At 55.7% G+C, this 22804-nt stretch carries 20 protein-coding genes; 13 read left to right on the top strand and 7 right to left on the bottom strand.

Annotated features, from left to right (window positions below; genetic code table 11):
* Positions 1-123 precede the first annotated feature (123 nt).
* The 10 genes from CY658_RS03115 (at position 124) to CY658_RS03075 (ending at position 7607) form a co-directional block, all read left to right on the top strand.
* The gene (locus CY658_RS03115; protein WP_101488814.1) at positions 124-402 is read left to right on the top strand and encodes an excalibur calcium-binding domain-containing protein; all 279 of its coding nucleotides are present in this window, start codon (positions 124-126) and stop codon (positions 400-402) included.
* Positions 403-458: 56 nt separating this feature from the next.
* A complete protein-coding gene (locus CY658_RS03110; protein WP_143713564.1) occupies positions 459-893 on the top strand; it encodes a hypothetical protein in 435 nt (144 codons plus the stop codon).
* 18 nt (positions 894-911) lie between these two features.
* On the top strand, positions 912-1622 hold the full coding sequence (locus CY658_RS03105) for a hypothetical protein (RefSeq protein WP_101488812.1): 711 nt from the start codon (positions 912-914) through the stop codon (positions 1620-1622).
* Complete coding sequence (locus CY658_RS03100; protein WP_143713562.1) at positions 1615-2046, top strand: hypothetical protein; 432 nt, start codon at positions 1615-1617, stop codon at positions 2044-2046. Before CY658_RS03105 ends, CY658_RS03100 begins: the two co-directional genes overlap by 8 nt.
* Positions 2047-2157: 111 nt before the next feature.
* Positions 2158-3003 carry a hypothetical protein gene (locus CY658_RS03095; protein ID WP_143713560.1) on the top strand — a complete coding sequence of 282 codons (846 nt, stop codon included), beginning with the start codon at positions 2158-2160 and terminating at the stop codon, positions 3001-3003.
* A 190-nt stretch (positions 3004-3193) separates the two neighbouring features.
* A complete protein-coding gene (locus tag CY658_RS03090) occupies positions 3194-4150 on the top strand; it encodes a hypothetical protein (protein WP_143713558.1) in 957 nt (318 codons plus the stop codon).
* Between the two features lie 185 nt (positions 4151-4335).
* Positions 4336-4755 carry a hypothetical protein gene (locus tag CY658_RS32355; protein ID WP_143713556.1) on the top strand — a complete coding sequence of 140 codons (420 nt, stop codon included), beginning with the start codon at positions 4336-4338 and terminating at the stop codon, positions 4753-4755.
* Positions 4756-4764: 9 nt separating this feature from the next.
* Positions 4765-5478, top strand: coding sequence for a VRR-NUC domain-containing protein (locus tag CY658_RS03085; protein WP_101488808.1), 714 nt, complete (start codon positions 4765-4767; stop codon positions 5476-5478).
* Positions 5475-6212, top strand: a complete 738-nt coding sequence (locus tag CY658_RS03080) for a hypothetical protein (RefSeq protein WP_143713555.1) — start codon at positions 5475-5477, stop codon at positions 6210-6212. The genes CY658_RS03085 and CY658_RS03080 overlap by 4 nt, the downstream gene beginning before the upstream one ends.
* Positions 6213-6581: 369 nt before the next feature.
* Positions 6582-7607, top strand: coding sequence for a site-specific integrase (locus tag CY658_RS03075; protein ID WP_257884643.1), 1026 nt, complete (start codon positions 6582-6584; stop codon positions 7605-7607).
* 466 nt (positions 7608-8073) lie between these two features.
* Here CY658_RS03075 and CY658_RS03070 read toward each other — a convergent pair whose 3' ends face one another.
* The 6 genes from CY658_RS03070 to CY658_RS03045 all read right to left on the bottom strand — a co-directional run bounded on the left by CY658_RS03070 (position 8074) and on the right by CY658_RS03045 (position 15783).
* Positions 8074-8904: a DUF2971 domain-containing protein gene (locus CY658_RS03070; RefSeq protein WP_101488806.1), complete on the bottom strand. Its 831-nt coding sequence runs from the start codon at positions 8902-8904 to the stop codon at positions 8074-8076.
* Between the two features lie 458 nt (positions 8905-9362).
* Positions 9363-10379, bottom strand: coding sequence for a hypothetical protein (locus tag CY658_RS03065; protein ID WP_101488805.1), 1017 nt, complete (start codon positions 10377-10379; stop codon positions 9363-9365).
* A gap of 13 nt (positions 10380-10392) precedes the next feature.
* Complete coding sequence (locus CY658_RS03060) at positions 10393-12810, bottom strand: hypothetical protein (protein WP_101488804.1); 2418 nt, start codon at positions 12808-12810, stop codon at positions 10393-10395.
* Positions 12811-13103: 293 nt separating this feature from the next.
* Positions 13104-13847, bottom strand: a complete 744-nt coding sequence (locus CY658_RS03055; RefSeq protein ID WP_101488803.1) for a GIY-YIG nuclease family protein — start codon at positions 13845-13847, stop codon at positions 13104-13106.
* A gap of 11 nt (positions 13848-13858) precedes the next feature.
* Positions 13859-14572: an Eco29kI family restriction endonuclease gene (locus CY658_RS03050; RefSeq protein ID WP_257884642.1), complete on the bottom strand. Its 714-nt coding sequence runs from the start codon at positions 14570-14572 to the stop codon at positions 13859-13861.
* Complete coding sequence (locus CY658_RS03045; RefSeq protein ID WP_101488802.1) at positions 14569-15783, bottom strand: DNA cytosine methyltransferase; 1215 nt, start codon at positions 15781-15783, stop codon at positions 14569-14571. Before CY658_RS03045 ends, CY658_RS03050 begins: the two co-directional genes overlap by 4 nt.
* Before the next feature lie 109 nt (positions 15784-15892).
* On the opposite strand from CY658_RS03045, the gene CY658_RS03040 reads away from it, so the two are divergent.
* Positions 15893-16303 (top strand): very short patch repair endonuclease, encoded by a 411-nt coding sequence (locus CY658_RS03040; protein WP_101488801.1) that lies wholly within the window; start codon positions 15893-15895, stop codon positions 16301-16303.
* Positions 16304-16336: 33 nt separating this feature from the next.
* Here CY658_RS03040 and CY658_RS03035 read toward each other — a convergent pair whose 3' ends face one another.
* Positions 16337-17305, bottom strand: a complete 969-nt coding sequence (locus tag CY658_RS03035) for a helix-turn-helix transcriptional regulator (RefSeq protein ID WP_101488800.1) — start codon at positions 17303-17305, stop codon at positions 16337-16339.
* A gap of 679 nt (positions 17306-17984) precedes the next feature.
* On the opposite strand from CY658_RS03035, the gene CY658_RS03030 reads away from it, so the two are divergent.
* Together CY658_RS03030 and CY658_RS03025 are read left to right on the top strand one after the other, a co-directional pair.
* A complete protein-coding gene (locus tag CY658_RS03030) occupies positions 17985-19376 on the top strand; it encodes a hypothetical protein (protein ID WP_101488799.1) in 1392 nt (463 codons plus the stop codon).
* Between the two features lie 10 nt (positions 19377-19386).
* Positions 19387-22590 (top strand): hypothetical protein, encoded by a 3204-nt coding sequence (locus CY658_RS03025; RefSeq protein WP_101488798.1) that lies wholly within the window; start codon positions 19387-19389, stop codon positions 22588-22590.
* The last annotated feature ends 214 nt before the right edge of the window (positions 22591-22804 follow it).

Genomic DNA, 22804 nt, shown 5'->3' with positions numbered 1-22804 from the left:
AAAGCTGTCTGATAGGCCTTTGCGACCTGTTCACGTTCAAAACTCACGCGCTCCCCCTCGTCCCGATGAAAACAAAAGGCTGTAAGCTAGTGTAAACAGGCGTACAGGCCTCAGGAGGGAAAGATGTTCAGGTTGTTGGTGATAGCCGCCTTGCTCTTTGGTGCCTGGAAAGGGTACGAGCACTACCAGGCCAAAAATCTTGCTGGGCGCGCGCCTGCCGCAGCGCCATTCAGTCTCACCTCCACGAGCCAGCCCTCGGCTTCGTTCTCCTGCGACGGTCGAAAATACTGCTCGCAAATGACTTCGTGCCAAGAAGCCACCTACTTCCTCAAGAACTGCCCAGGCGTGAAGATGGACGGCAACAATGACGGCGTGCCCTGCGAACAACAATGGTGCCGATAGAAATGAAATCTATGAGAAAACTCACAGTCGGTATAGCACTCGCAGGATTGAGCAGCGTGGCTCTCGCTGACGCCCCACAGTTTCAGATGTTTGCCTCGGACTTGAACAACGTTCTGAGCTGTAAGTACACGAAGACCACACCACCTGACGAGCTCGGCGGCACTCTCTACATGTGTATCGCGGGCAAAGCTGAAACGGCCAAGGTGTTCATCAACAAGGACGAAAAAACCGGCAAGGTTGAGAACCTCAAAATCATGTGGAATGATTGGTTCAAGGAGGCTGGCTACGGCGTTCACCCCGATAAAAAAGAAGCCACTGGATTTATCAACCTGCTGAGCAAACGTCTCACGCCAGCGCTCACCGCTCCGATGTTGAAAGCCTTCGAAGGCAAAGCTACCGCTACTTTCTCCTCTGACGCCTGGGACGTGAAGTACACCTACAACCGTGGCCCAGCGATTGACGAGCGGTTGTTTGTCTTCACGCCGAGGTAGACCTTTGTTGATTGCGGTATGACCCCCGACAAAGCTTCTGAGCTCAAGAAGAAGATTGCGCAACTCAAGGGCCTCATGACGGCCTACTCCACGGACGGTAGACGACCAGAGCAGCCCCACGAGTACGAAGAGCTCTACCGCGAGGTGGCACTCGACCTGGAGGACGCCAAGTACGGGAACCCCAACCCGTATAAGTCGCTTGAGGTCTTCTATGGCTACGTGCGCAGTGAAGAGCTCAAGACGTATGCCTCCCGACGAACCTGTATCAGCAAGCTCTACGAAGACTTGCTCCTTGAGCTCAGTCGCGCAGAGCGGCAAGAAAAACCCTCGAAGGTTTGGGCGAAGGCAAACGATGCGATGGAAGGCGAACTGACGCTCGTGCGCGTTCAGTGGCTCAAGGCACGCAACTTCATTCAGAGCAACACGCCGGACTTCGAAAACTCAGTCAAGGAGTCGATCAGCTGCGTTGAATCGACCCTACGAATCTTGCTTCAACAACCGAAGGCAACGCTTGGCAATCTGTTGAAGGAGGCGAATCTTGACAGCGATATCGAGCGCCTCATCAGTCAAGCCTATGGCTACGCGAGCAACAGAGACGCAGTGCGGCACGGCGGCACAAAGCCCTCAACCCTCACGAAGCTCGAAGCAGAGTTCTTCCTCGAATTCGCTGGGAGTTCAATCGCGTACATAACAGCTCGATTGAAGGGCAATGGAGGAAGCGATGCTTGAAAAACTGAAGAGGCTTTTTGGCAAGGCCCCTCCCCCGCACAACATTACGTTTAGCACAGCTCAGTCGGAGCGAATCGTTTCGCTCATGGTTGACGCCATTGAGCTCCAGCTCACCATGGCGGAAGTCGGCGAACCTTCGCAATGGACAGCGAAAACACGCTCGACAGTGTTGGGGTATATCGCTGCGGTAGGCGAAGCGATGACCAATGACCCAGGCGGGCCAAAGGCCATGTTGGTATGCGTTCAGTCCGCACAAAAAGTTCTGAGGAACACATTCAATCCCGAACTGATTCTGAACGATTTTGAAGACCTGAACGTTGCTCGCGACACCTACTACGGCGCTGGTGCTACCGCAGGTTATACAGACACACCACGCCTTCAGCAGAAAAGGCCCCTGATTGGGCTCTTGGCTGCGCTTCAGTAGGTCACTGTATGGACTGAATTGCCTTAAACGGGTTCGACACGAATCCCGAAGGCTTAGATTCATAGGAAGTACAGCCAGGTTAGATTTTAGATTAACAAAGAGGAGATTGCATTGTTTAAGTATTCGAGGGTTGCCGCTGGTTTGGTTATTGCGCTTTCTATTTCGGGTTGCTCGAAGGGATTGGATAGAAAACTAGATTTTTCAGGCACAGCCAAAGACTTGGGCGCCAGTTATGGCGAGGCAATGGCAGAGGCAACCGCTGATCAGCAGAATGTTATGCGGGAGCGCTTTGTAGAGTCGCTAGGCTATTTAGAGAGCCTCTTGAAAAATAGCAATCCGTTGGCTACCGAGGCAAATAAGGCGAAGCAGAACGCTGCGGAGCTAGATGAAATCAAGAAGATGACGGTACGTCAATTCATGATTCACTACGTGGGCAAGCAGGAAAAAGCTCTAGCGGAAGCCCAGCGTGCTGTTAATTACTTTGTCAATGAGAACGGCTTAGAGTTGACAAAGCTAGACTTGGAAAAGTTGACTCCATCAGAGATCACGGAAGCTACTCGCTCAGTGGAGCTCCAAGGAATTATCACGCTCAAGAATAATTCAAAGGACTTTGATTTTGATTTTCGAGGTTGCCAGCTTGCTTTGAGTTTAGATGGGGTTGAGGCAAACAAATTGGCCGACACGAATGATTGCAAAAAGTGGGAACCAATCATCAAAGGGGGATCGAAAGAGTTCACGTTCACCCATTCCATAAAGGAATTCGAGCAAACTCAGAAGTTTGCCCGCCTTCTTCAGAATGAAGAAGAAAAGAAAATTACTTGGAAGTTTGCTCCCTCAGGCGACTCCTATGTAAGGGGAGCAGCTGGACAGGTGTTTCAGGTGAACGCGAATGAACTGGCGGCGTTTGAAGCTCGGGCTACGAAAGCCCAAGCCGATATCGCATTGCTCCAGAAGTAAGAGAGTGCGGCCCCCGGCAGCCCCTCTGTAAACCCACTCCCGTCAGTGACGATTGCACTAGTATTTTTGATTGAAAAAGAGACAGAAATTGAATAGCTCAATCCAGACAAAGTACCGGTCTGCAGTACTTCTCGCGGCAACATGTTTGACGCTGGCACTCGCGGGATGTGGAAGCTCCGAAGTAAGTGCGGTGAAAGCTGCTGCCTTACCCCAAGATTCGACACATACATACGAAACGGCGCTATCCAAGAGAGAGTCGTGCAAAGACGACGACTGGGCCGTTTCCACCGATGAAGCGAATCGAAAAGTAGTTAGCTATAACTGTGTACTCAAGGATGGTGCCGAACTCGTCGAGGCTCTGCGCCTCCAAAAACTAGCTGACACGAACAAGGAATATCAACTCTACTATTCTGGGCTTGCAAGTACTCTTGAGCAAATCAAACAAGGGCCAGCGAGTAATCGGAAACTGTTGAGTGAGGCCAAGGCGAACCTCGACCAAGCAATGGCCGACTACAACAAGGAGATGGACGAGCTGAAAGACGATCCGATCAGGGCCATGAAAATTGCTCAAGTACGAAATGAGATGGGTCCTCTTGCGAGTGCTAAATCAGCTGTGAGCCAAGCTCAGGAGCGCCTGAAAGAGGCCGAGGAAAACCTTGAGTCGCGACTGGCCGGCATGCAACGTGAACGGGACCGCTTCGAGCGCGCAGAAAAGGCCGCCATCGAAGAGATCAACAAGACGTACGAAGGGACCACCAAAGCAAACGAAGTCTTCACGTGGTTCGTGAGGGATGGCAGCATCACACCCGCGTGGTCTGGGGTGGAGTTGTCGAAGAAGGACGGAAGCGTCGCGAAACTTCGACAAGATTGGTCGTTCACGATGCGCCACTTACTTCAGTACCGTGGCGTAGAGCACGTTCGCTCAGCTCTCAATGTTCCTGCGCACGTAATCCCTGGTCAACCGCCAGTGGTGGAGTCCACCGCCATGAAAGCAGCGCCGGAAGCAAACCGGCCAGCAGGGGCAAAGGGTCAAGCTTGCTACGACGCCAAGCTCAAAGAATTTCGTACTGGTGAAGGTGAAGAGGCCCCGGTCAGCAACGACATGATGAATGAATGGCGCGGTGAATGCGGGTTGCCCGCAGCATAAGGACTCGCTCTAGAAGGCCCAGTCCCAAGAGCGAGGCATGAGTCCGGTCTACCCAGCCGCTGCGCCAGGCAACCAACCCACTGTTTCAGGAGGCCCTCCACGGAGGGCTTTTTCATTGGCTGAAGAGCTAGGCCCCATCGGCCGTTTCAGACATACTGAACTCAGGTGTATCAAGCTGTACAAGAATGACTTCAAAGCTCCCCCTCCTCTTCGCTCTCGCCGCTCTGTCGCTCAGTGCTTGTGAGAAGCAACCTCCCCCGAAGCCCGCAAAAGCCAAGTTCGTCTACCCGGCAAGAGTTCAGGTCATTAAACCGATTGCTGATGGGCCAGGCGTATGGCAACCCCTGACGGACCATTTTCATAAAAAAAGCACGCTGGCTGACGAGTACCCGGCTGAGTGGGAAAGCATGGTCAAGCTTGTTGCCGTCTCTGCCGTCATGAACAACAAGAACTGCGACAACCTCGATTTTCTATCCCCTATGGGACTTGCGAACCACACAGCGTTTCGAGTCGGTTGTATCGGGAGGGACGGTAAGTATCGAACTTACGTTATGGCTCGCCATGTGGATTCTCAAGCGAACTTCACCATGGAATACACCAAGTAGCTCGCAGCCATGAGTAAACCCTCAGCGCTGGCGCGCTCTGCGGAAAAGCTCGGCATTCCATTCGAAGAGATTTCGCTTTGCCGAGGCCCTGAGAAGGGTTGGACGTGCCCCCAGAGTGGAGGAGTTCTGAGCGTTGAAGAGGCGGTGCTCTCCCACTACAAAATGGACGGCTGGCGCGGCTACAGCGGTGAAGGTGGACTTCTTCTGAACCTCATAAAAGCGATGTCATTCAAGGAGGTGCCCCATCGCAACCGAGCGACCTACATCGAGGCCCTCTACTACCAAAATGTTGCCTTCGAAGAAGACCGCTTCGCGCCGGCAACCTTGCTTGAACACGTCTTGAAGGCCGACCAACAGAGTGTCGTGAAGAACTTCGAGGTTATGGCCTATCGTGAGATGACAGTGGAGCGGTACGCAGGGATCAGAAGCTCTGAATCCACCTCAATGCTCGACTTCTTCCCGGGCCTTGAGCGCTGGATGTTTGTAGAGCTTCTGGCGACAGCCGGCAACGCGCTGATTCACGCAATCGCAAGCAAGTTTGCGGAGAGCCCCTATGAATATCGCAGAGGTTGGCCTGACATAACCATGTGGCGAGACGGTGAGCTCAGGTTCGTGGAAGTCAAAGGGCCAGGCGACAGACTCCACGAGAGCCAGAAGAAAATCATTGCCGAGTTCGCCAAACCCCTCGGACTTCACTTCACCTTGGCAAGTGTCATTGAATGACAAACGAAAAAGCCGATTGGTCCAAGGCCGCGATGACGCTGGAGATAACCACCTTCACCCTGGAGGAAATCGGTTCACCCCACGCGAGCGCCGTGTTGCTCCAGCACTTCGACTCCGAAGAGGGCCTTAAGTCCTTCTACTGGGCAATCCCCACTCAAGCTGAGAGAGAACAATTTTTACTGGTGTGCGCCAAGTACCGGTACATGGTCAAGGAAGGCGACTGGGTTTCGACCGTGAACAATGAGAGCCGAGTCGTTGACTATCTGACGAATTCAAACAAGCTCCTGGCTATCTTTGCCCTCATTGAGTCGTTAAGCAATGTCAAGCACATGGAGTTCTTCGATTGGCTGAAGCTCCAAGGCAATTTCCCCATTGAATCGAAGAAGACCTTGAATGACCTCCACCAGCTCTACAAGGTGGAGCATGGCTCAATCAAGAAAGTTATGAAGTTCTTCGAGCGCTTGAGCGCAGACCACCAGGCCAGACTTTGTGGCCTCCTCACGAAGCATAAGCAACCCATGGAGAACATAAAGAAACTCGCCCAGTTCTTGTACGACATGAGAAGCAAGTTTGCTCACGAGTGCAAACCAGCAGTTTCTATCCACTCCAACGATCACATTCAATATCTGAGCAAAGACTTGGTGTTGGTCAAAATTACGATTGCCGACATCATGGAAGCCTTCGAGTTGGGCCTCATTGCGCATTTTCGTGAGCGTCCGGCGACACCTACTTGACGCCAGAACCCCAGCAAAACGACCACGCTGTGGGTTGCCCCTCGCCGCTAGCGCCTACAACGGGCGCGCAAGGAAACCACGCCTTTGCCTAGGGCGAAAATACCTGGCAAAATTTAGCTGACGCCAGCAGGTGTTAGCGGGGTTGCCTCCGAGATTTTTCATCTTGGTGCCCCCTGACCAGTCCAAGTCCAGCACTCGTTCCTGGGCTTTTTTCTCCAAAACGCCCCTTCGTCTCTGACGTTCCGTCGCCGGTACGCGCTCCGCAGCCATTGCGGTTTCGCTGCCGGCTTTTTTGCGTCTACCGCTGGGTATCGCGAAGCTGACATTCTCGATACCTGGCCGCGCGCGCTTCTTTTCCTGAGAGCTTTTATGGAAAAACCACAAGATTCGCCCGCGACCGCCTTGAAGAGCGGGCAAGAAATTCAGAATTCCGCCCTGTCCGCCGCCGCCACCGAACCGACGCTCATCGGCGCCGCCGCCAAGCCGTCGAATCCGACCGCTGACGCGCCGTCGGCGCTCGCCAATGGCTACATGGCGGCATCGCAATCGAGTGCGACAGCGGCCGCCTACGCGCTCGACGAAAAAATGTTCCGTGCGGCCGGCGGCACGATACCGGCGAGCCCCGTGCAGATCGCGGAATTTTTGGCCGTGTTCGCTGGGAAATTGGCCGTCGCCACGCTGGAACGGCGGCTCATCGGCATCCACCATGCGCATGTCGAGCGCGGCTTGGCTTCGCCGGTACATGACCCCGTAGTTAAGAAGACCATGGCCGGCATCAAACGCACATTCGGCGTGCGCCAGCGCCGCGTCCGGCCCATCCTCAAAGACGACTTGGTGGCGATGATGGTGATGTCCGACCGCCAAAGACCGAAGAAAGCCGCGCGTGACAAGGCGCTGCTATTGATCGGATTCGCTGGCGCATTCCGCCGCAGCGAGTTGGTAGCCATCAAGCGCGAACACGTGACCGAGCACAGCAACGGCATCGAAATTCTGCTGGTTCGTTCCAAGACCGACCAGAGCGGGGCAGGACGAACCGTCTTCATTCCGCAGGCTAACGGTGATCGCTGCCCCGTGTTGGCGCTGCAGGAGTGGCTGACGATCTCCGGCATCGGCACTGGCTACATCTTTCGCGGCGTCGACCGTCACGACCGCATCGCCGATGGACCACTGACAGCGCAGTCGGTGGCGTTGATCATCAAATCTGCCATCGAAAAGGTTGGGGGCCACGAAGCGGATGTGTCCGGTCACTCCATGCGAGCCGGCTATTGCACGCAAGCGGCAATAGCCGGGCTCCAGCCGTTCCAGATCAGGGAGCAGACCGGTCACACGTCCGACGCCACGCTCGCGCGCTACATCCGGCCAGTGGCGAAGCGCAAGATACCGTCGTTGCTGTAGCCATACATAAAGATGGTCTCCGGCCGGCCTGTGATCATCTGCCTAGCAGCGGTTACTGCCGGAGGGAGCCGATGAACGGACTCACGCTGCCCAATACAAAGCCGACATTCGACTCGTCCACACTCACGGGCTCGAGCGGCAGCCGCACGAGGTCGTGCGGCCGTGACAACTCCACGAAGTAATGGAATTCATGCCTGCGACCGCCTCCCTGCCATCCGAGATTGCGGTCCCGCCCCTTGCGGACCTTCGTCGGGCCATTGGCGCTACTGGGAAGCTGCCGCTCAACGATCACTCATCCCCTTCGCAGCCAGTCCGCCGCAACCGCAGGGTAGGCGTCACTCCCGCCAGCAATCCGCTCCGGCCTGATGAGTATCCTGGTTGGCCCTCCACTGCGAATACAGCCTTTTTCAAGCTTAAGACCCTCGTGATTTGATAGAGCGGCTCTTGCTCACCAAGTCAGCGCCTGCTACGGCTTTCGGTAGGACGCACTTGAGCGGGAAGTCGGGACCGCACTATATCCGTTCAGGGCTAGGAAGTAGTCAAGGTCGAACTGGGAAAGCTTGCAGGTAGGGCCAAGTCGGATGTCATTGACCAGTGGAGTGGTTGAGCCCTTCGGGACTGGCTCGTACTCGAAGTACGTGTAGATGTCGTTCGCTGTGCAGCGTTGGTGGACCTCCAATTCGTTCCCGAAAGTCCTATGTTCGTTACTCGCGTTGGTCATCAGCATCGGGGTGTACACGAGACGCTTCTCAGCTTCCTCACGAAATGCATCATTCTTGTAGAAGGTTGAATAGCCGGATAGCGGGTAGAGCGCCTCGGTCATCGCGACATCGCGATCCCCGTCCTTGCACTTTTTCAGGTATGCCACCACGACCCGCTGCACCTGGGCCGTTTGATCGTTGGGGTCATAAACGACCGGCCACAGACCAACCTCCGGAGTGCCAGCGTGACGAGACGGCATGCGAGTTGGCTGCGCGAATACGTCCGCATTGAACCCGATGGCCACACCTGAGCCGTCAGCCGCGTACGCCCGCCATTGGCTGAGCAGATCCGGCTGGGACGACATACAGAAGACGAAGGGATGAAGCTTATTTATCTCAAGGTGATTCCAGAGGAAGGTCAGATCGTCCCGGCAGCTCGGATCGTCGTACTGCGTAAAGACCCGGCCGATTGCGTCGTGCGCCCACTCCACTTCCTTATGGTCGTTCATGTGCCGCGCGTCGCACAACCGCAGCTTCCGTGACTTCAGGATGTGGAACAGAGATTCGACGGAGCAGTAGTGATAGAGCGTTGCCATGGTCCAGTTTCCTAGATGTCGATCACGATCCAGTGCTTGGCGACGTACTTGAGCCGCTGCGACCTACAGTCCCCCAGCCGCCTTGTCCGTCCAAGCTCCGTTGGGCCAAATCGAGCGCTTGCCGACGTTCTTTCCCCGCGAGGACTCGCCGGAAGTCATGCTTGAACCAAGCCGCCTCTAGCAGAGGTTCATTGGATTCAACGCGGTAGCTGTGACCAGATCGGCATGCTGTCGATGGTAACGGGTACGCCGATCACTCCGGACGCAAGTAATCGATCACAAACCACCAACCGACTGAGCATGGTCGAGCGACTTGTGATGGAGATGCAGTGGTCACACGAGGCCATGTTCTTCGAACGACCGGTGATTGCCGTGAGCTGCCGTTCAGGCCCTCGATCACGAGCGACTGGGTCCAGTCTGAAGTGGCCTTCGGCAACAGGCCGCGATGTACCGCGCCATCAAAGCCGCCCAAGCGCCGACGCCGCAGCTTGGCAAGAAGCGGCTAGATCCTTGGCGAAGGTGACAGTCAGCACAGCGGGAAACTGCGGAAACTCATCTGCGTGGTGGATCCCGTTAACAAACTGCACCACATCCGATACCGTCACCATCAAGTTCCGGGAAAACGTGATGTGCGCAGGCGTGGCTGTGAACTTCTCTTTGCCCCGCGATAACAGAGCCGTCAGGCCGTACTGCGCACTAACACCACTGGAAGGGCCCAGGCCCATCGCAGCAGCGGCGTGGCTAGCCAATGTGTGACGGTTCGTCGGCTGACAGTCTCGCCACACTCGCGCGAAATGCGAAACGATGAACCCACTATCTATAGCGCCGCCGGGACGAAACTCGGAGCCACTGCGTGCCTGCAGGCCTTGGCTGGAACTGGCAATAAGATGCACGACGTTGGTCGGTGCCACGCCGGTCCCGACTAGGCTCATGAGGGCGTCGGCAGCGGTAGGCGTCAAGTGTGCGACGGCCTGCAGGCGTTGACACAGGGCCTGCTCCAGTTCGAACAAGGCGCTGTTAATGGCGGCCTGCGGGATGTCCGGAGAAGCCAGCGACAAGGTGATTGTGGAAAACACGCTTTGCACGTTCGCAATCAGAATTTCGCCCGGCCATTGCGGAAACCAGTCCGGCAATGGGACCGGTGAAGACAGCTGCGGAATCCCCAAGGGTCGCTTCGACACGAGGACAAGGCTGAATCGTTGATGCTCGGCGACCAGCTTCCTAGCCTCGGGGGTGCACCATGCTCGGTTGTCCCGAATAGTCAGACCCAAATCGTCGGACACCCCGTTGGCATCCTGGAAGCGATTGGCGACGACTGGGGCGACCATGATCGGATGCCCGGCAAGACGGCCGGCTAGGTCAGTGGCCAGCTGTTGGCGCGAATTTGTTGCTTCGATCCAGAAGACTTCGATCTTGTCGCTCTGCTGCCGGTGAAACCTCAGAAGCGAATCGGCAATGGTGTCGGGGCTGAGCATGGGCAACAGTGAGTTAACGGGCGACACCGACTGCGGCGGAAATGCGCGCGAGCAAGGGGATTTTCGCCCGGACCTGATCATCGACCAGTTCGACGAAATTGCTTTCCGCCGCGCTGGCCAGAAATGAGTTGCCGGTATAGGTGCCGAGGCCTGATTCCGCCAGCATGGAGTCGACATAGCCTTGTGCATGCTCGAAACTCGTGGAGCCCGCAGCATCGCTATTCACGGCCAGGTGCCGAAGGAGTTTGTAGGCCGCATGCAGCCAGGGTCCTTGCTCGATGCTGGCGTCGGAAAGTGCTTCGCTCGCCGCTTCTCGGAAGAACTTATAGTGCGCGCTCCTACCGATGGCGGCGACTGTCAGTTCCTCGGCTGCGTACTCACGGTACAAGACACGCGTCAGAAGCGTGGCACTCGGGATTGCCTTACGCTTGATCAGCCAGTCAACGATGTCTCGCAGCAGATTGACCGCGAGGAAGGGGTGCCCGCCGGTCTCTTCGAAGACTGCATCCACGAACGAGGTATCGAAGGCCAACGTCTGCTGAAAAGTACGGCGCACAAGTTCATGAAACTCGCTCTCGGGCGAGCCCACCTCGTGGCTGAAGAGCGGGTAGGGCTCCTGCTGTACATAGGCGCTCAACTGATTTTGGTCCATGAAGATGAAATGCGCGTTGGGTTGCTGACCTAGCAGGACCAGTAGATTTTCCGTTGCGAACTCGACCAGTTGGTCAAGCAGCGGCTGTACTACCAAGGTCCGGGCATCCTCGCTGCGGCGCCCCATAACCTTCAGTCTGCCGAACAGGCGGTCGTACTCGTCTACGATGAGAATAGAGCCGCGGTTCTCCTGCACGCCCATTGGTGCGGCCCGCGAGACGATGCTGCGTAGGAAGTCGCGCGGCAGCGGTGCAGCGCGGTCGAGCGCGTCGCAGACTTCCTCATAAAGCATGCGGCTGGCCTTATCGCTATCGGTCATCTCACAACGCTGGAACACCGCGTTGCGATCCGCAATGCCGCTGGCGAGTTCGCTGACGCCTGTGGTCTTTCCGCTGCGACGAACACTGCACCACAGTAGCACCCCCGTGCGCGTAGACAAGGTCGTCTGCAGCGCTCGGACGCTGGGCCGCTCAACGCGGAAAAACGGCAACTGGCCGGGGCTCTCCAACGGGAACCGTTCCGCGATGTTGGTCTTGAGCGGCACACTTGGTTGGACCACCACCGTGTTCTCGTAAAACCGCAGCCGCAAGCGCGAAAGCAGAAAGCCGGCGGAACTGCTGCCCTCTGCGGGCATCGGCACGACAATGTCGCGGACCTCTTTCGTTGGAAACGTGCCCTTCCAATATTCCTGCACCGCTTTTGGGGTCAGGCAGGCGATATATCCCAGCTTGGCTCTGCGCTCGATCTGATACCGCAACAACCCGTCTCCACCCAGGATGGCAATTTCCAAAGGCTTGGTATCGCTCGAGTCCGCCGGCGGTCGCAGCGTGAGGTCGATTGAGACGTCGTCAATATTTACCTGAGTTGACGTCACCACCACCGCATCGACGCTGCTCTTGGCGGAGGCGTGGTCCAGTTCCTGCACGAGCAGTTCTAGCGGGCGCCCCAGGATCGATGCGATGGCCTCCAGGTCGATGCTTTGGCCCAGTAGACGGAGGTCGGCCTGTTCCAGCAACGGCAACACGTGGACCCAGGACTTGGCGGTACGCGCCAGCAGTTCCTGCGCATTGAGTTCGCCAAGCCGCGAGGCAAGGAATCCTGCAAGGATGCCCCGCAGCATGCGGGAAGTCACCCTTCGCAACGCACGGCAGCCCTTTGGCTCGGAGATACGCGACGAATCTTCGGCATAGATTTCGACCGGCAACGCAAGGAACGAGCGTAGTCCGCCCAAGGCCTTGGCCACGGCCGCTTCCTGCGTGGTTCGACCTTGAGAAATGACTCGATCAAAGCCCTTACCGAAGATCTCGCTCGAATGCGCTTGAATTGCCTTGCCCACCGCGTCGAAGGCTGCTTCGGGATGGCTATTGCTGCGCTGCAATTCCACTGTGTCGGCGACGATCACTTTGAGCTCGTCGCGGTAATACGTTGACCATTGAAAAATGTGCCACTCGCTGAGCTCTGCGAATCTGCTATCCAAGGAAGCGATGAACTGCTGCAGACGGATCGGATGTCCAGGGTAACTGGGAGCATCAGACTCCAGGTCCACGGCGGCGACCTTGCCACTGCGCTGCAAGCGGCTGTCGAGTTCCTCGCCAAGCATGCGGCGCTTTTTCGGCATGAATCTGCCGATGATCTCCTTGATCGGCTCGTGCAGTCGCTTGATGTCGACTTGGCTGCACTGCTGAAACAGGCTGATCAAATTGTCGAACGCGTCGTTGTATTTGTGCCGAGAAATCAGCTCCTCGGCTTCAGCTAGAACTGCCTCTATGGACTTGGTCATTTCGGTCAGTATTCGAGGGTATAGGGAGCAATCGAACAAATGGAATACGCGGCTGCAGCAACGACTTTCTGCAAGGCGTAGCCGAGTCGGCCATAGCGCGCGCGAGATCAAACGACCCACCGCACCATCGCACAAATGATCTTCTACGACCCAGCCTATGGTAATTCAGAGGTCAGGCTTGAAGGATGGAGCCATGCCACTCAAAGACAGGTCGCGATGCGGCCGGGGAGAGGCCGCTGGTCACCATGCAACACCTCTCCAGGTACCAGTACTCGGTAGTTGATCAGTGTTCCCTAGAGAACGACCCCGAACGAGTAAGTCCTGAATTCCCGGTACAGGATCATGTGGGACACGAAAGCCGTAGCCTGCCAATCTGGCAGAGCACTTGCAATAAGCCCGAGGAGTGCTTTGGCCGGCATCGCTGCGGTTGGTACTGACACGTCGACGTTGTTGTAGTCCGCATGGCCGTTTCGATAGTGGCCTTCAACCTGGAACCGCAGCAGGTATGGAAGATTGTCCTTGAGCGAAAGCAGCAGTTCGCGAGCATTCCAGACTCGCGGGGCCACCCATGTGCATGGCAGGTCGTCGATGATGGGGTGGAGTGAATCGAAGCCTTCGGGGTGCTTGTTTGTGGTCTCGCGATCGCGGCCCGGGTCATGGGGGCCAAACCCCGTGCCATTCCAGGCGCAGAGCCCAACGTTCAAGCTCTTGTAGTGCACGATCAATGACGCCTCGGGCGCGAGCGCGGTCCAGTTCTTGTGAACGTAGAGGCATTTGAAGGCAAGCTCTGACAACACTACATTGCGGCGCCCGGTTAGCTTTTTGAGATGGTCGCCGAGTCGGCTTCGCAGGTTGTCTGCCTTGCCAACGTACACCGTGATGCCTTGCTTGTAGAGGACATAAATGCCTTGCTGCGATTCGACCTGAGCGATGTGCGCCACGTCCAAGGGGGCGAGCGTCAACGTATCCAAAGCAGCCAAGAGCTGACCCGACAAGGCATCGATGATGTCAATCTCGAAGGGAGCGTGAAAAGCCATTCCAGACAGCCCTAGGCTTGTTCGCCAGCTTGATTCGCCGGTTGAAGCACATGGGCGGTGCCAGGAAATGACACGCTGCGAAGATGGTTGGCGACATCTCGCAGGATTTCGTCGGAACTCTCTTGACGAGGGGGCAGCCGCTTGGCCCAAAGCCTTCCAGGGTGCAACGTGTCCCAACGCGGCCGCACGCCTTTCTCTCGTCCGCTCCCTGGCGTGTGGTTGCCGAAACCGTCGAGAAACTGGTTCCACAGGGGGTTGAACTTCGCCACGAGCAGTGATTCGCCGAGTGGAATCCACACGTCATCGACGATCAAGTACCTGCAAAAAAAATCCTCGAGCTTCAGGCTTGGTGCTACACCGTCGGTCGCTTCCCTTTGGACGGCGCGAATGCTAGCCGCATGCTCGGAAAGTCGACTTCGAAGTGCGGTGGTCTCGTCTTGCGAAGTGATGTTTTTGCCTTGCCGCGAACCCTCGGGCACAGCTTTGCCGACATAGAGCGGCGCGTCGAACTTGCCGTCTCGGTTTCTGATCGCGATGGGCTCGTAGGCTGGAAAGTCGCCGACATAGTAAATCGCGTAGATGCCTGCGCCGGCGAATTTGGCAACCTCGCCAAGTGGGTGCACGGGCGACAGCAGCATGGCTTCCGCCACGCTCGCTCCGAGGTTGCGTTTTTCGAGAGGGTTGAACGGGATGACCTTTTCTAAAGACGGCGCACCCTTCTTCACGCTTTCCTCCGAATGTCGGCGCTGGCCCGATCCGCGAGGCGCATTTGCGCTCTCATGAGTTCTTCGGCGACGCTGGCCGCGACAACCCTTCCGAGGGCGACCGGCACCGCGTTTCCAAGTTGCCTCATCGTCTCGGTCCAGGAACCATGGAACACGTAGCCGTCGGGGAAGGTCTGAATGCGGGCAGACTCGCGCACCGTGAAGTACCGCACGCTTCCATCCTGAGCCACAAGCATGTTCTCCCCTCCGGGTACGCCGTGATTGCCCGCCTTTAACGTCTTGGCGGGGAGATCCAGCGGACTGCCGGTATGGCCGGGGTAACTGCGGGCGCCCGGCTGGAAGTTGTGATCCCTGTAGTTGCCCGAAGATCGCTGGGGATCCGGCAGACCCACGAGAGCGTCGCGCACCGTGCGCCAAGGGGCCAGCGACGGACGAGGGCCAGCGGCAAGCTTGCGCACGCGAGCGGCCATTTCCGGAGGCACTGCCGGGCGTGACCGTTTCGATACTCCGTGACGATCCCAGTAAGCGCCGGAGACGTACTGGTCGTACAGCAAGGCTTCGTAGCTGTGCGTTTCCTTCGGGAAGGCCCACTCTACGCCTTGGTCATGCCTGAAGCCGACGATGAAGACTCGCTCGCGGCGTTGCGGAACACCGTAGTTTGCGGCGTTGACGAGTGTCGTGACGAGCTTGTACGTCAAGCCCTTGCCATGCCGGGTGCCGGAGGTGCGCTCCTCTTGCAGGCGCCGAAGGTGATCCATCCAGTCCTCATTTTTCCGACTCGGAACCTCCGGAAATTCGAGCTGGAGTTTGATGTACTCGAAATAGTTCGCGAAGCTCGACCGGGTAAGGCCCTTCACGTTCTCCACAATGAAGCACTTGGGACGCAGCCGCCTGATGATGTCCACGGTCGCCGGGAACATGTCCCGGTTGTCGTTGAAGGCACGATGCTTTCCGCCCATCGAAAATGGCTGACAAGGTGGGCCGCCCGCGACCAGCTCGATGTCCGTCGGAATCGAGGACCAGTCCACGGCCCGGACATCGCCTTCCGTGAGGGGCCAATCCGCTACCAGGGGGTAGGCCCTGGCTTGGTTCTCGCGGACGGTATCGCATGCCCACTTGTCCCACTCGACCACCGCCAAGGGCTTGAACCCAGCAAGCGACGCGCCCATCGCCAGGCCGCCAGCGCCAGTGAAGAGTTCCACTGCTCTCATGTATATTTATCCAGCATTTTTGTCACCGCGAAGTATGCCGCGAGTTGCTCCGATTGTCGCCGGTCGTTGTGCAACGCCGACGCCGTTCATGGATCCGTAAGATGCGACCATGGACACCCTGTCCCCTGAAGCAAGGTCGCGCCGGATGGCCGCGATCCGCCCCCGCGATACCAAGCCAGAAATGGTCGTTCGGCGACTTGTCTACGCAATGGGTTATCGCTACCGGCTTCATCGGCGGGACTTGCCCGGGACCCCGGACCTCGTCTTTCAAGGGCGGCGGAAGGTCATTTTCGTACACGGATGCTTTTGGCACCGCCACGCCGCTTGCAAGCTCGCCCGGTTGCCCAAGTCGAGGTTGGAGTTCTGGGTGCCGAAGCTGGAAAAGAATCGACTGCGAGACGAAGCAGCGCTTGTCGAGTTGGCGAGGCTTGGATGGTCGTCGCTGGTGATCTGGGAATGCGAAATTCGCGATCAAGATCGTCTGGCACGCTCGCTGCGAAAGTTCCTTGACGAGGGGTAAGCAAGGCCTCCTGTATAGCTATGAGCCGTGCTTTCAGTCCTCGTCGAGTAGCGACTTCGGACTAATCAAGGTGAGTTGCTTGCCGAAGCCCCGCAGCCACCAGCGCAACTGCCGGGATTCGACGACAGAGGCCCGAAATTCGTACTGACCGTTCACTTCCACCACCTTTTGGTCGCTGGACAACGGCGACTCCTTCAGATGCAAAGCCGGTTCAGCAGGCAATCTAAAGACCAACTGGATAGTCTTGCCCTGACCAAAGCCGAAACGTCCTTCATCGTCATAGCGCTCCAGGTCAAAGTCTGGTGGACGCTCGAAGCTGATCCCGGTGTCCTTGGCGCGGTCCATTCTATGCAGCGAGAGTGACCGGTCGTCCTGGTACCCGTCGAAGCGGCACGCCAGCAGCAGCCGCGCCCCCTGTTGCGCAAGGCCCAGCGGCATCACGCGGGCGGATGTTCGTCGACCGCTGGCGTTGCGGTAGTCGATCTCCAACCAATGATCGGAGTAGAGAGCATTGCTGACGTTTTCGAAGATCCCCTCCTGCAGCACTGGAGGTAGAAGACGAGGGTATAGGCTGACCACCCGGACCTTGTCCAACCAAGGGCCAGGCTTCCGCTTGTCTAGTGCGGATTGGCTTCGCAGACGGGCCTGATCGAAGAATCCCTCCATAGATTTCATGAGTTTTGCAGGCAGGATGCTGTGCAACTGCTGCTCGGCCAACGTCAGTAGCACGGATTCCTGCTCATTGAGTGTCGGCAGCGCGAGGCCAAAACTCTGCGGTTTCCAGGAGTAGCCGTATGGGCGCGAGCGATCGTCGCGTTCAATCTCGAAATGCTCGCTAAGTGAGTCGAGCTGCCGCTGCACAGTCCGCAGGTCACGCACAAATCCAGCTGCTTCCAACTGTCGGTGCAATTCGGGGGCAGATATCTTCCGCCCGCGAGGAATTCGCTTCAGGATTTCTAGGGACATCAGCAGTGTTTCAAGATTGCTGGCTCGCTGTGGCATGGATGGGCTTGACGTGAAGTGCAGGGAGGGGGCGGTGCGTCCCGGGGAGGCCTGACTGGTGCCAGGCTGAGCATCGAGAACGCCGTTGAAACATAATGTAAATCGAGGGCTGCCGCCATGGTGCTGTTGCGACACAAATTGTCGCTTGGTAGGCAATCATTCGCACACGCCCCGCCCAGTTTGCTCATTGGCAATCTGGTAGGGCGTTGTCGAATCAACCTAGAGGAGAAACATGATGATTCCCGGACCGATGGACCACCTGAAGGCCAACGCTATAGCCCTCGCTGCAGGTGCAGCCCTGGTGCTGTTCGTGCAGGCACTGTCACGGCTCCAAAGCGACGTCGAAACCCCTTGGTCGTCGTTCTGGGAGCGGTGGAGTTGCGAATAGGCGGCCATCAACAGACGCCGTTGTGTCGGCGCGAAATCTGGCTTTGGCATTGCGCCTCTGCGCGTTGCAATTCGCGTGCAGTGGAACGACACGCGCGTACTTCCCGGGCCATCGACATGTCCGTCCCCGGCTGATTTCCGTCTATCCCCCTCTCCGGCTCTATATCGAGAAACGAGCCAATGCCGATCACTTCACGCGGCACCACCGATGCCGCTGGCTACACACAGTGATTTGCTTTTTTTCTAGCTTTACGCGCAAGGATCTTCTGTGACAAACGAAAAAAAAAGAGCAATGACCCAGTCGGTCAGCTTTTGTCCCATCTGGGCGATGGAGGCCTCAGAAAAAGCGGGTCGGATGCTTGGTGAAATCGGCCAGGCCAACACCATCCTCGGCAAGGTGTCCACAACCGCCCAAGGTGCCGCGATCAAGGGTGGCTTCGCCGCAGAAACCTGGCATGCCGAATCCTTCAACTTGGACGCGATACTCAAAGACAAAGAGGTTCGCGCCTTCACGGACAACTTTGTCAAGACGCCCCTCGCAAGAAACGATATGACCCATGACATCGTTGTCATGAAGGGCGATGAACAACTGTTGGGCGCGCAACTGAAATACTTCAAGGACGCCGATGCAACGCAAAAGGCGTTTCGCTCCACCAAGGACGGCGTGCACAAATACCAGAACAGCGATCTGTTTCTGGGGCCGTCCGATCAGATCGAAGGTGTGAGGATCTCCGCTCAACGGGATGTGTTGAAGAACCAGCAGACCCGCCCAGAAGTCTCGCAAGCAGCTCAAAAGGTCCGGGATAACACCGCCGGACATCTGGATGCCGGTGGCGCGCAGTCCACGCCGTTGAGCAAGCAAGATGCACAGCATCTGGGAACTGCGAGCAAGACCGGCAAGGACCTGCATGAAAACATGCAGGCGGGCTACATGAACAGGGCGACCGTTCAGCAGAGCATGCGCGCAGCCGGTTCTGCCGCAATCATTACCACGGTGATTGCAGGGAGCATCAACACGTTTCAGTACCTGAGGCAGGCCAGGGACGGTCAGATCACCGCTGAACAGGCGACGTTGAAAATCCTGCAAAACACGGCGATTGCCGCAGGCGATAGTGCCCTTAAGGCAGGGGTGGCAAGTGCCAGCGTCAGCGTCGCGGCGCGTTCCATGCCGGGGCTGTTTACCGGCACAGTGTTCAAGCGCAGCTTCGCAAATGGTGGCGTCGCCGCAGCGGCGGTCTGCGCCGTCGACCTCGTGCAATGCCTGGTGATGTTCTCCGTCGGCAGGATGACCCTTGAAGAACTCGAAACGCGCACGGGCAAGAATCTTTTCCAAGCTGGGACTGGGCTCACCGGTGCCGCAGTGGGAACAGCGGTAGGCGCCCTGGGCGGCCCAGTGGGCGCATTGGTTGGCAGCATCATTGGTGGATTGATTACCACGCTGGCGGCGAGTATCGCCTTGGACAACCACATCGAAAAAGACTTCCAACTCACGCTCGCGAGCACCGAGCAAGTGGTCAGCAGCGGCATCGATATGCAGGAGGCCCTAGGCTATCTGCAAGTCTCGCAGGTGTTCTATGCCGATTTTTATAAGGGCTTGTATCTTTCCGAGCGCCACTTCGCCAGTCAGATGACGACCATGGCGGCTCAAAGTGCCCGTTTGCAAATAAAAATCAAGAATCTTTGAGGAAACCAAAATGACTGAGACGACTGTGGCGATGCAGCGGGAAATTTTTGACCAGCCACTGGAGGGGAGGCAGCTTCAAGCGGTCGATGCGCTCGTGGAGCAGCACAAAGGCAATGCAGCCTTGACCCAGCAACTAGCCCTCGATGCTTCGCGCTTGATTGCTTCCAGCCAGGAGCGTCTGGCCAAGCAATCCGGTAGTGGATTTTTCAAGCGCTTCGTCAGCAAGATCAATGGCAAGAATGGCGAGAATCAGTTGCAGAACCAGGTGGACATGCTGCAAATGCAGCGATGTGCTTGGCATTATTTGAAGCAACTTCAACATCAAAATCTGATCAACGCCCAGGCCATCGCGGTGATCCGAAACAATCTGGGGTCGATGAATGATGTGATCATCGAAACCCGCGACTTTCTCGAAGAGGCGATTGACAAGATCAACCGTCGCCTTAAGCACGTTGAAAATAACGCTAGCTTCCATAGCTGGTCGTTGCATATTGAGGCGAACAAGCGTCGATTCAAATCGATTCCTCTCAACCTTCTGGTAGTGCACCTGACCTATGACTTCATGCGCAGCCACCGCGATGTGGTGCTGACGTCCAGCGACATCAACCATTTGCTGGTTACGCTAGAGAAGCTTGGAGTGAATTGTGACGAGAAGACCTCGTTGCTCAGTTTCATTAGCGAACTGATCGCGCAAATAGAAGTCACCGGCGTCGACCGCTATCGCACGATGATCGAACTGGCGTTCGATGATCACTCGATCGCTTCGGGATTCATTCAGACGAACGTCTCTGGCATCGGATTTAATGCGCTATATTTTCTGTCCGACCAATACGAAAAAATCCTCGATTTGACCGAGGACAGCGAGCTGTGCCGGAATGACAAGGACCGAGAAAAGATCATTTCCAAGCTCTTTGGGGCTGAGTTTTCTGGCCTCTCTGCCATCTACAGCATTCGAGATTTGATTGGTGAAGTGATCGGTGGCAGTGCGCTCGCTATCGATATCTACAAAGAAACGAACGGGCTCAATTTGATCCTCAATGAGCCCGAGGAAGATGAATATTCCGAGCCCGTTTCGCTCACTTCATCTCTGCCGGAAATTCGTGCTCATTCTTTCTTGGATAGTGCGGTCAGCAATGAGGACCGATATAACTATCTGCGATTCTTTGCACTCTGTATCGATGCCTCCGCGATGCAAAGCCAATTGGGGCGGGAATTCCTTACGCAGCTTGCCGATAAGGCCGGTCGCCCGGAACTCTATGGGGAGATTATTGATTTAGCCGATAGCCCTGAAAGAAATGCGCAGTATCTACCCGGCCTGCAGGTGCTACTCAATGATGATGACAAGGTTTATACATGGCTCTTGGACGCATTCTTCCTTCTGACGCTGTGCCAGAAGAAGATTGAGAATCCGCAGATGTTGCGCATACTCGGCGTCCTGAAGCCCGCCCAATTCAAGGAAAATCTGCCTCGTCTACTGACGCTCATAAACGAGAGCGATGAAGTCTTGCAAATGGACGCTATTGTCCAGCTGATGGCGCGAACACGAGGTTGGAAAAACATCGTCGGCTACCGTGAATTGCGATTTGAACGATCCTACGCCGAGACGGAGAGAGAGCTTAATTCCGTTCGGAGAGCCGCCAACTCGTTATATATGGACCTACTCAAAGTGGGCACTCAGGCGTCAAACTACTCCGTCTTTATTGGCTCGTTCGATGGCGATAGTTTCCTGGGTAAGCTGGGTTCTGCAGTGGGCGGCTCCGCCTATTCAATGGGCCGTAGCTCAAGCCTCTCCAGCCTCAATGAAATGCGAGAGAAGGTCCGCAAGTTCATCTCAGAGAATTCAACGCCACTGAACACGGCCAATCGCATCGCAGCTCGATTTAATATGCCGGCGATTGGTTTTGATAATGAAATCTCCTATGCAAAATACGAGCTCGATAACTCAGCCGCGAACGACAACTGGTTCAATGAGTTTGAGCGTTTCGAAAAGCAAATCAATGATTCGCTGAATGCTTTCTCTGGGGCTTGCTCTGATGCTATCGATCAGCTTTCCTATTTCAAGTCAGGTGAGTTCAGCAAGTCAGTAATCGAAATAAGGGAAAAGAAGAGGGCGGAATTCCTGTCGCGGCAGCATCAGGAAAAATTAGAAAAGCAATCTGTCGTGCTCGAGAAAAACGGAGAGCGACATCTTTTTCGAATTGAATGGGAAAAAATCGAAAATCCACCTTGTGACCCCGACAACGTCAGCCATATAAAAACGGATGGCAAGGTATGGCTTATTGTTGACACTAGTGGGACTTTTTATCGCAGCGAAGATCGACAGCACTGGCAGACTGTGAGACCAAGTTCTTCTGACGGGTTTTTCCGTGTGCGAAACGTATTTTTCATCAACGGCAAATGGATCGCGCTGTCCAATCACGGCGAAGGCTTCTACTACTCCCTTGACGCCTTGGTCTGGCAGCAAACCAGCTTCCCCGACCTTCCATCGTCTTATGGCTATAGGGAGACCGAGGATGTTGTTTTTTTTAATGGCTTGTGGGTATGGAGATTTACCGAGCGCACCGAGTTTTCATATGCGGAAAAAGGTTTTTTTTACGACTCAGAGAAGACGTCCACCTATGAAAAAGCGTGTTTTTATTGCTTAGATCGACTCGATGGGCAATGGCAGAGATGGGAGTCTACGCCACAGCTGCCTGAAGGTGTGGAGGTGGAAAGCGTGCACTCCGTATTGAAAAATGAATGCTTGTTGATGTTTTGCAAATACGACTGGAGCTACGTTCGTGCAAAAAGGAAAAATGGCGATGTCTTTTTTGTAAAGTATCACACCCCGGCAAAGGGATGGCGCAACTGCACATGGGGTGGAAAAGATGAAAAATACGGAACCTCGATTGTTACGCAGATGGGCGACAGACTGATGTGTCTCCGATCAAATGAACTTCTGACCTCTGAAAAGGGCTACGAGTGGAAGCGTCAGTCTCAAGATTTTTACGTCGATAGTAGCTTCCATCTCGAAGATGTTAGTCTTTTCTTTTCAAATAGGAATAATAAAATTAAATTGAGTGGAGACGGGAGAGGTTTCGAGGAATTGATTCTTGAAGACGGTAATTGGTGGCACTTGTGCGCCAACAATCAGGGGCTTTTAAGCGTTTACTCCCCCAATTCGCATGAAACTTTTCTGCAAAACGGAAGAATTATTTGCGAGGCCGTGGCGTGAGCGATCGTTTCTAGGGAGCTTGCAAAAGAGGAAATATCCGAGAGACGGACTTTTGGAAAATAGAAATTCCAGATTATTCAATTTTTGCGTCTGAAATTGCTTTCCGTTTTAATTGTGATAGAATTAATCGGCTGATCTTTTTCAAGTCGGCTGATTTTTTCAAAAAACAACGATTTTTAGCTGTTTTTTGTTGATTTCTATCGAATTTTAGTCT

The sequence above is a fragment of the Variovorax sp. RO1 genome (assembly GCF_002849325.1).
In the GTDB taxonomy this organism is placed as follows: domain Bacteria; phylum Pseudomonadota; class Gammaproteobacteria; order Burkholderiales; family Burkholderiaceae_C; genus Variovorax.
This window is presented reverse-complemented; position numbering and strand designations above follow the sequence as displayed.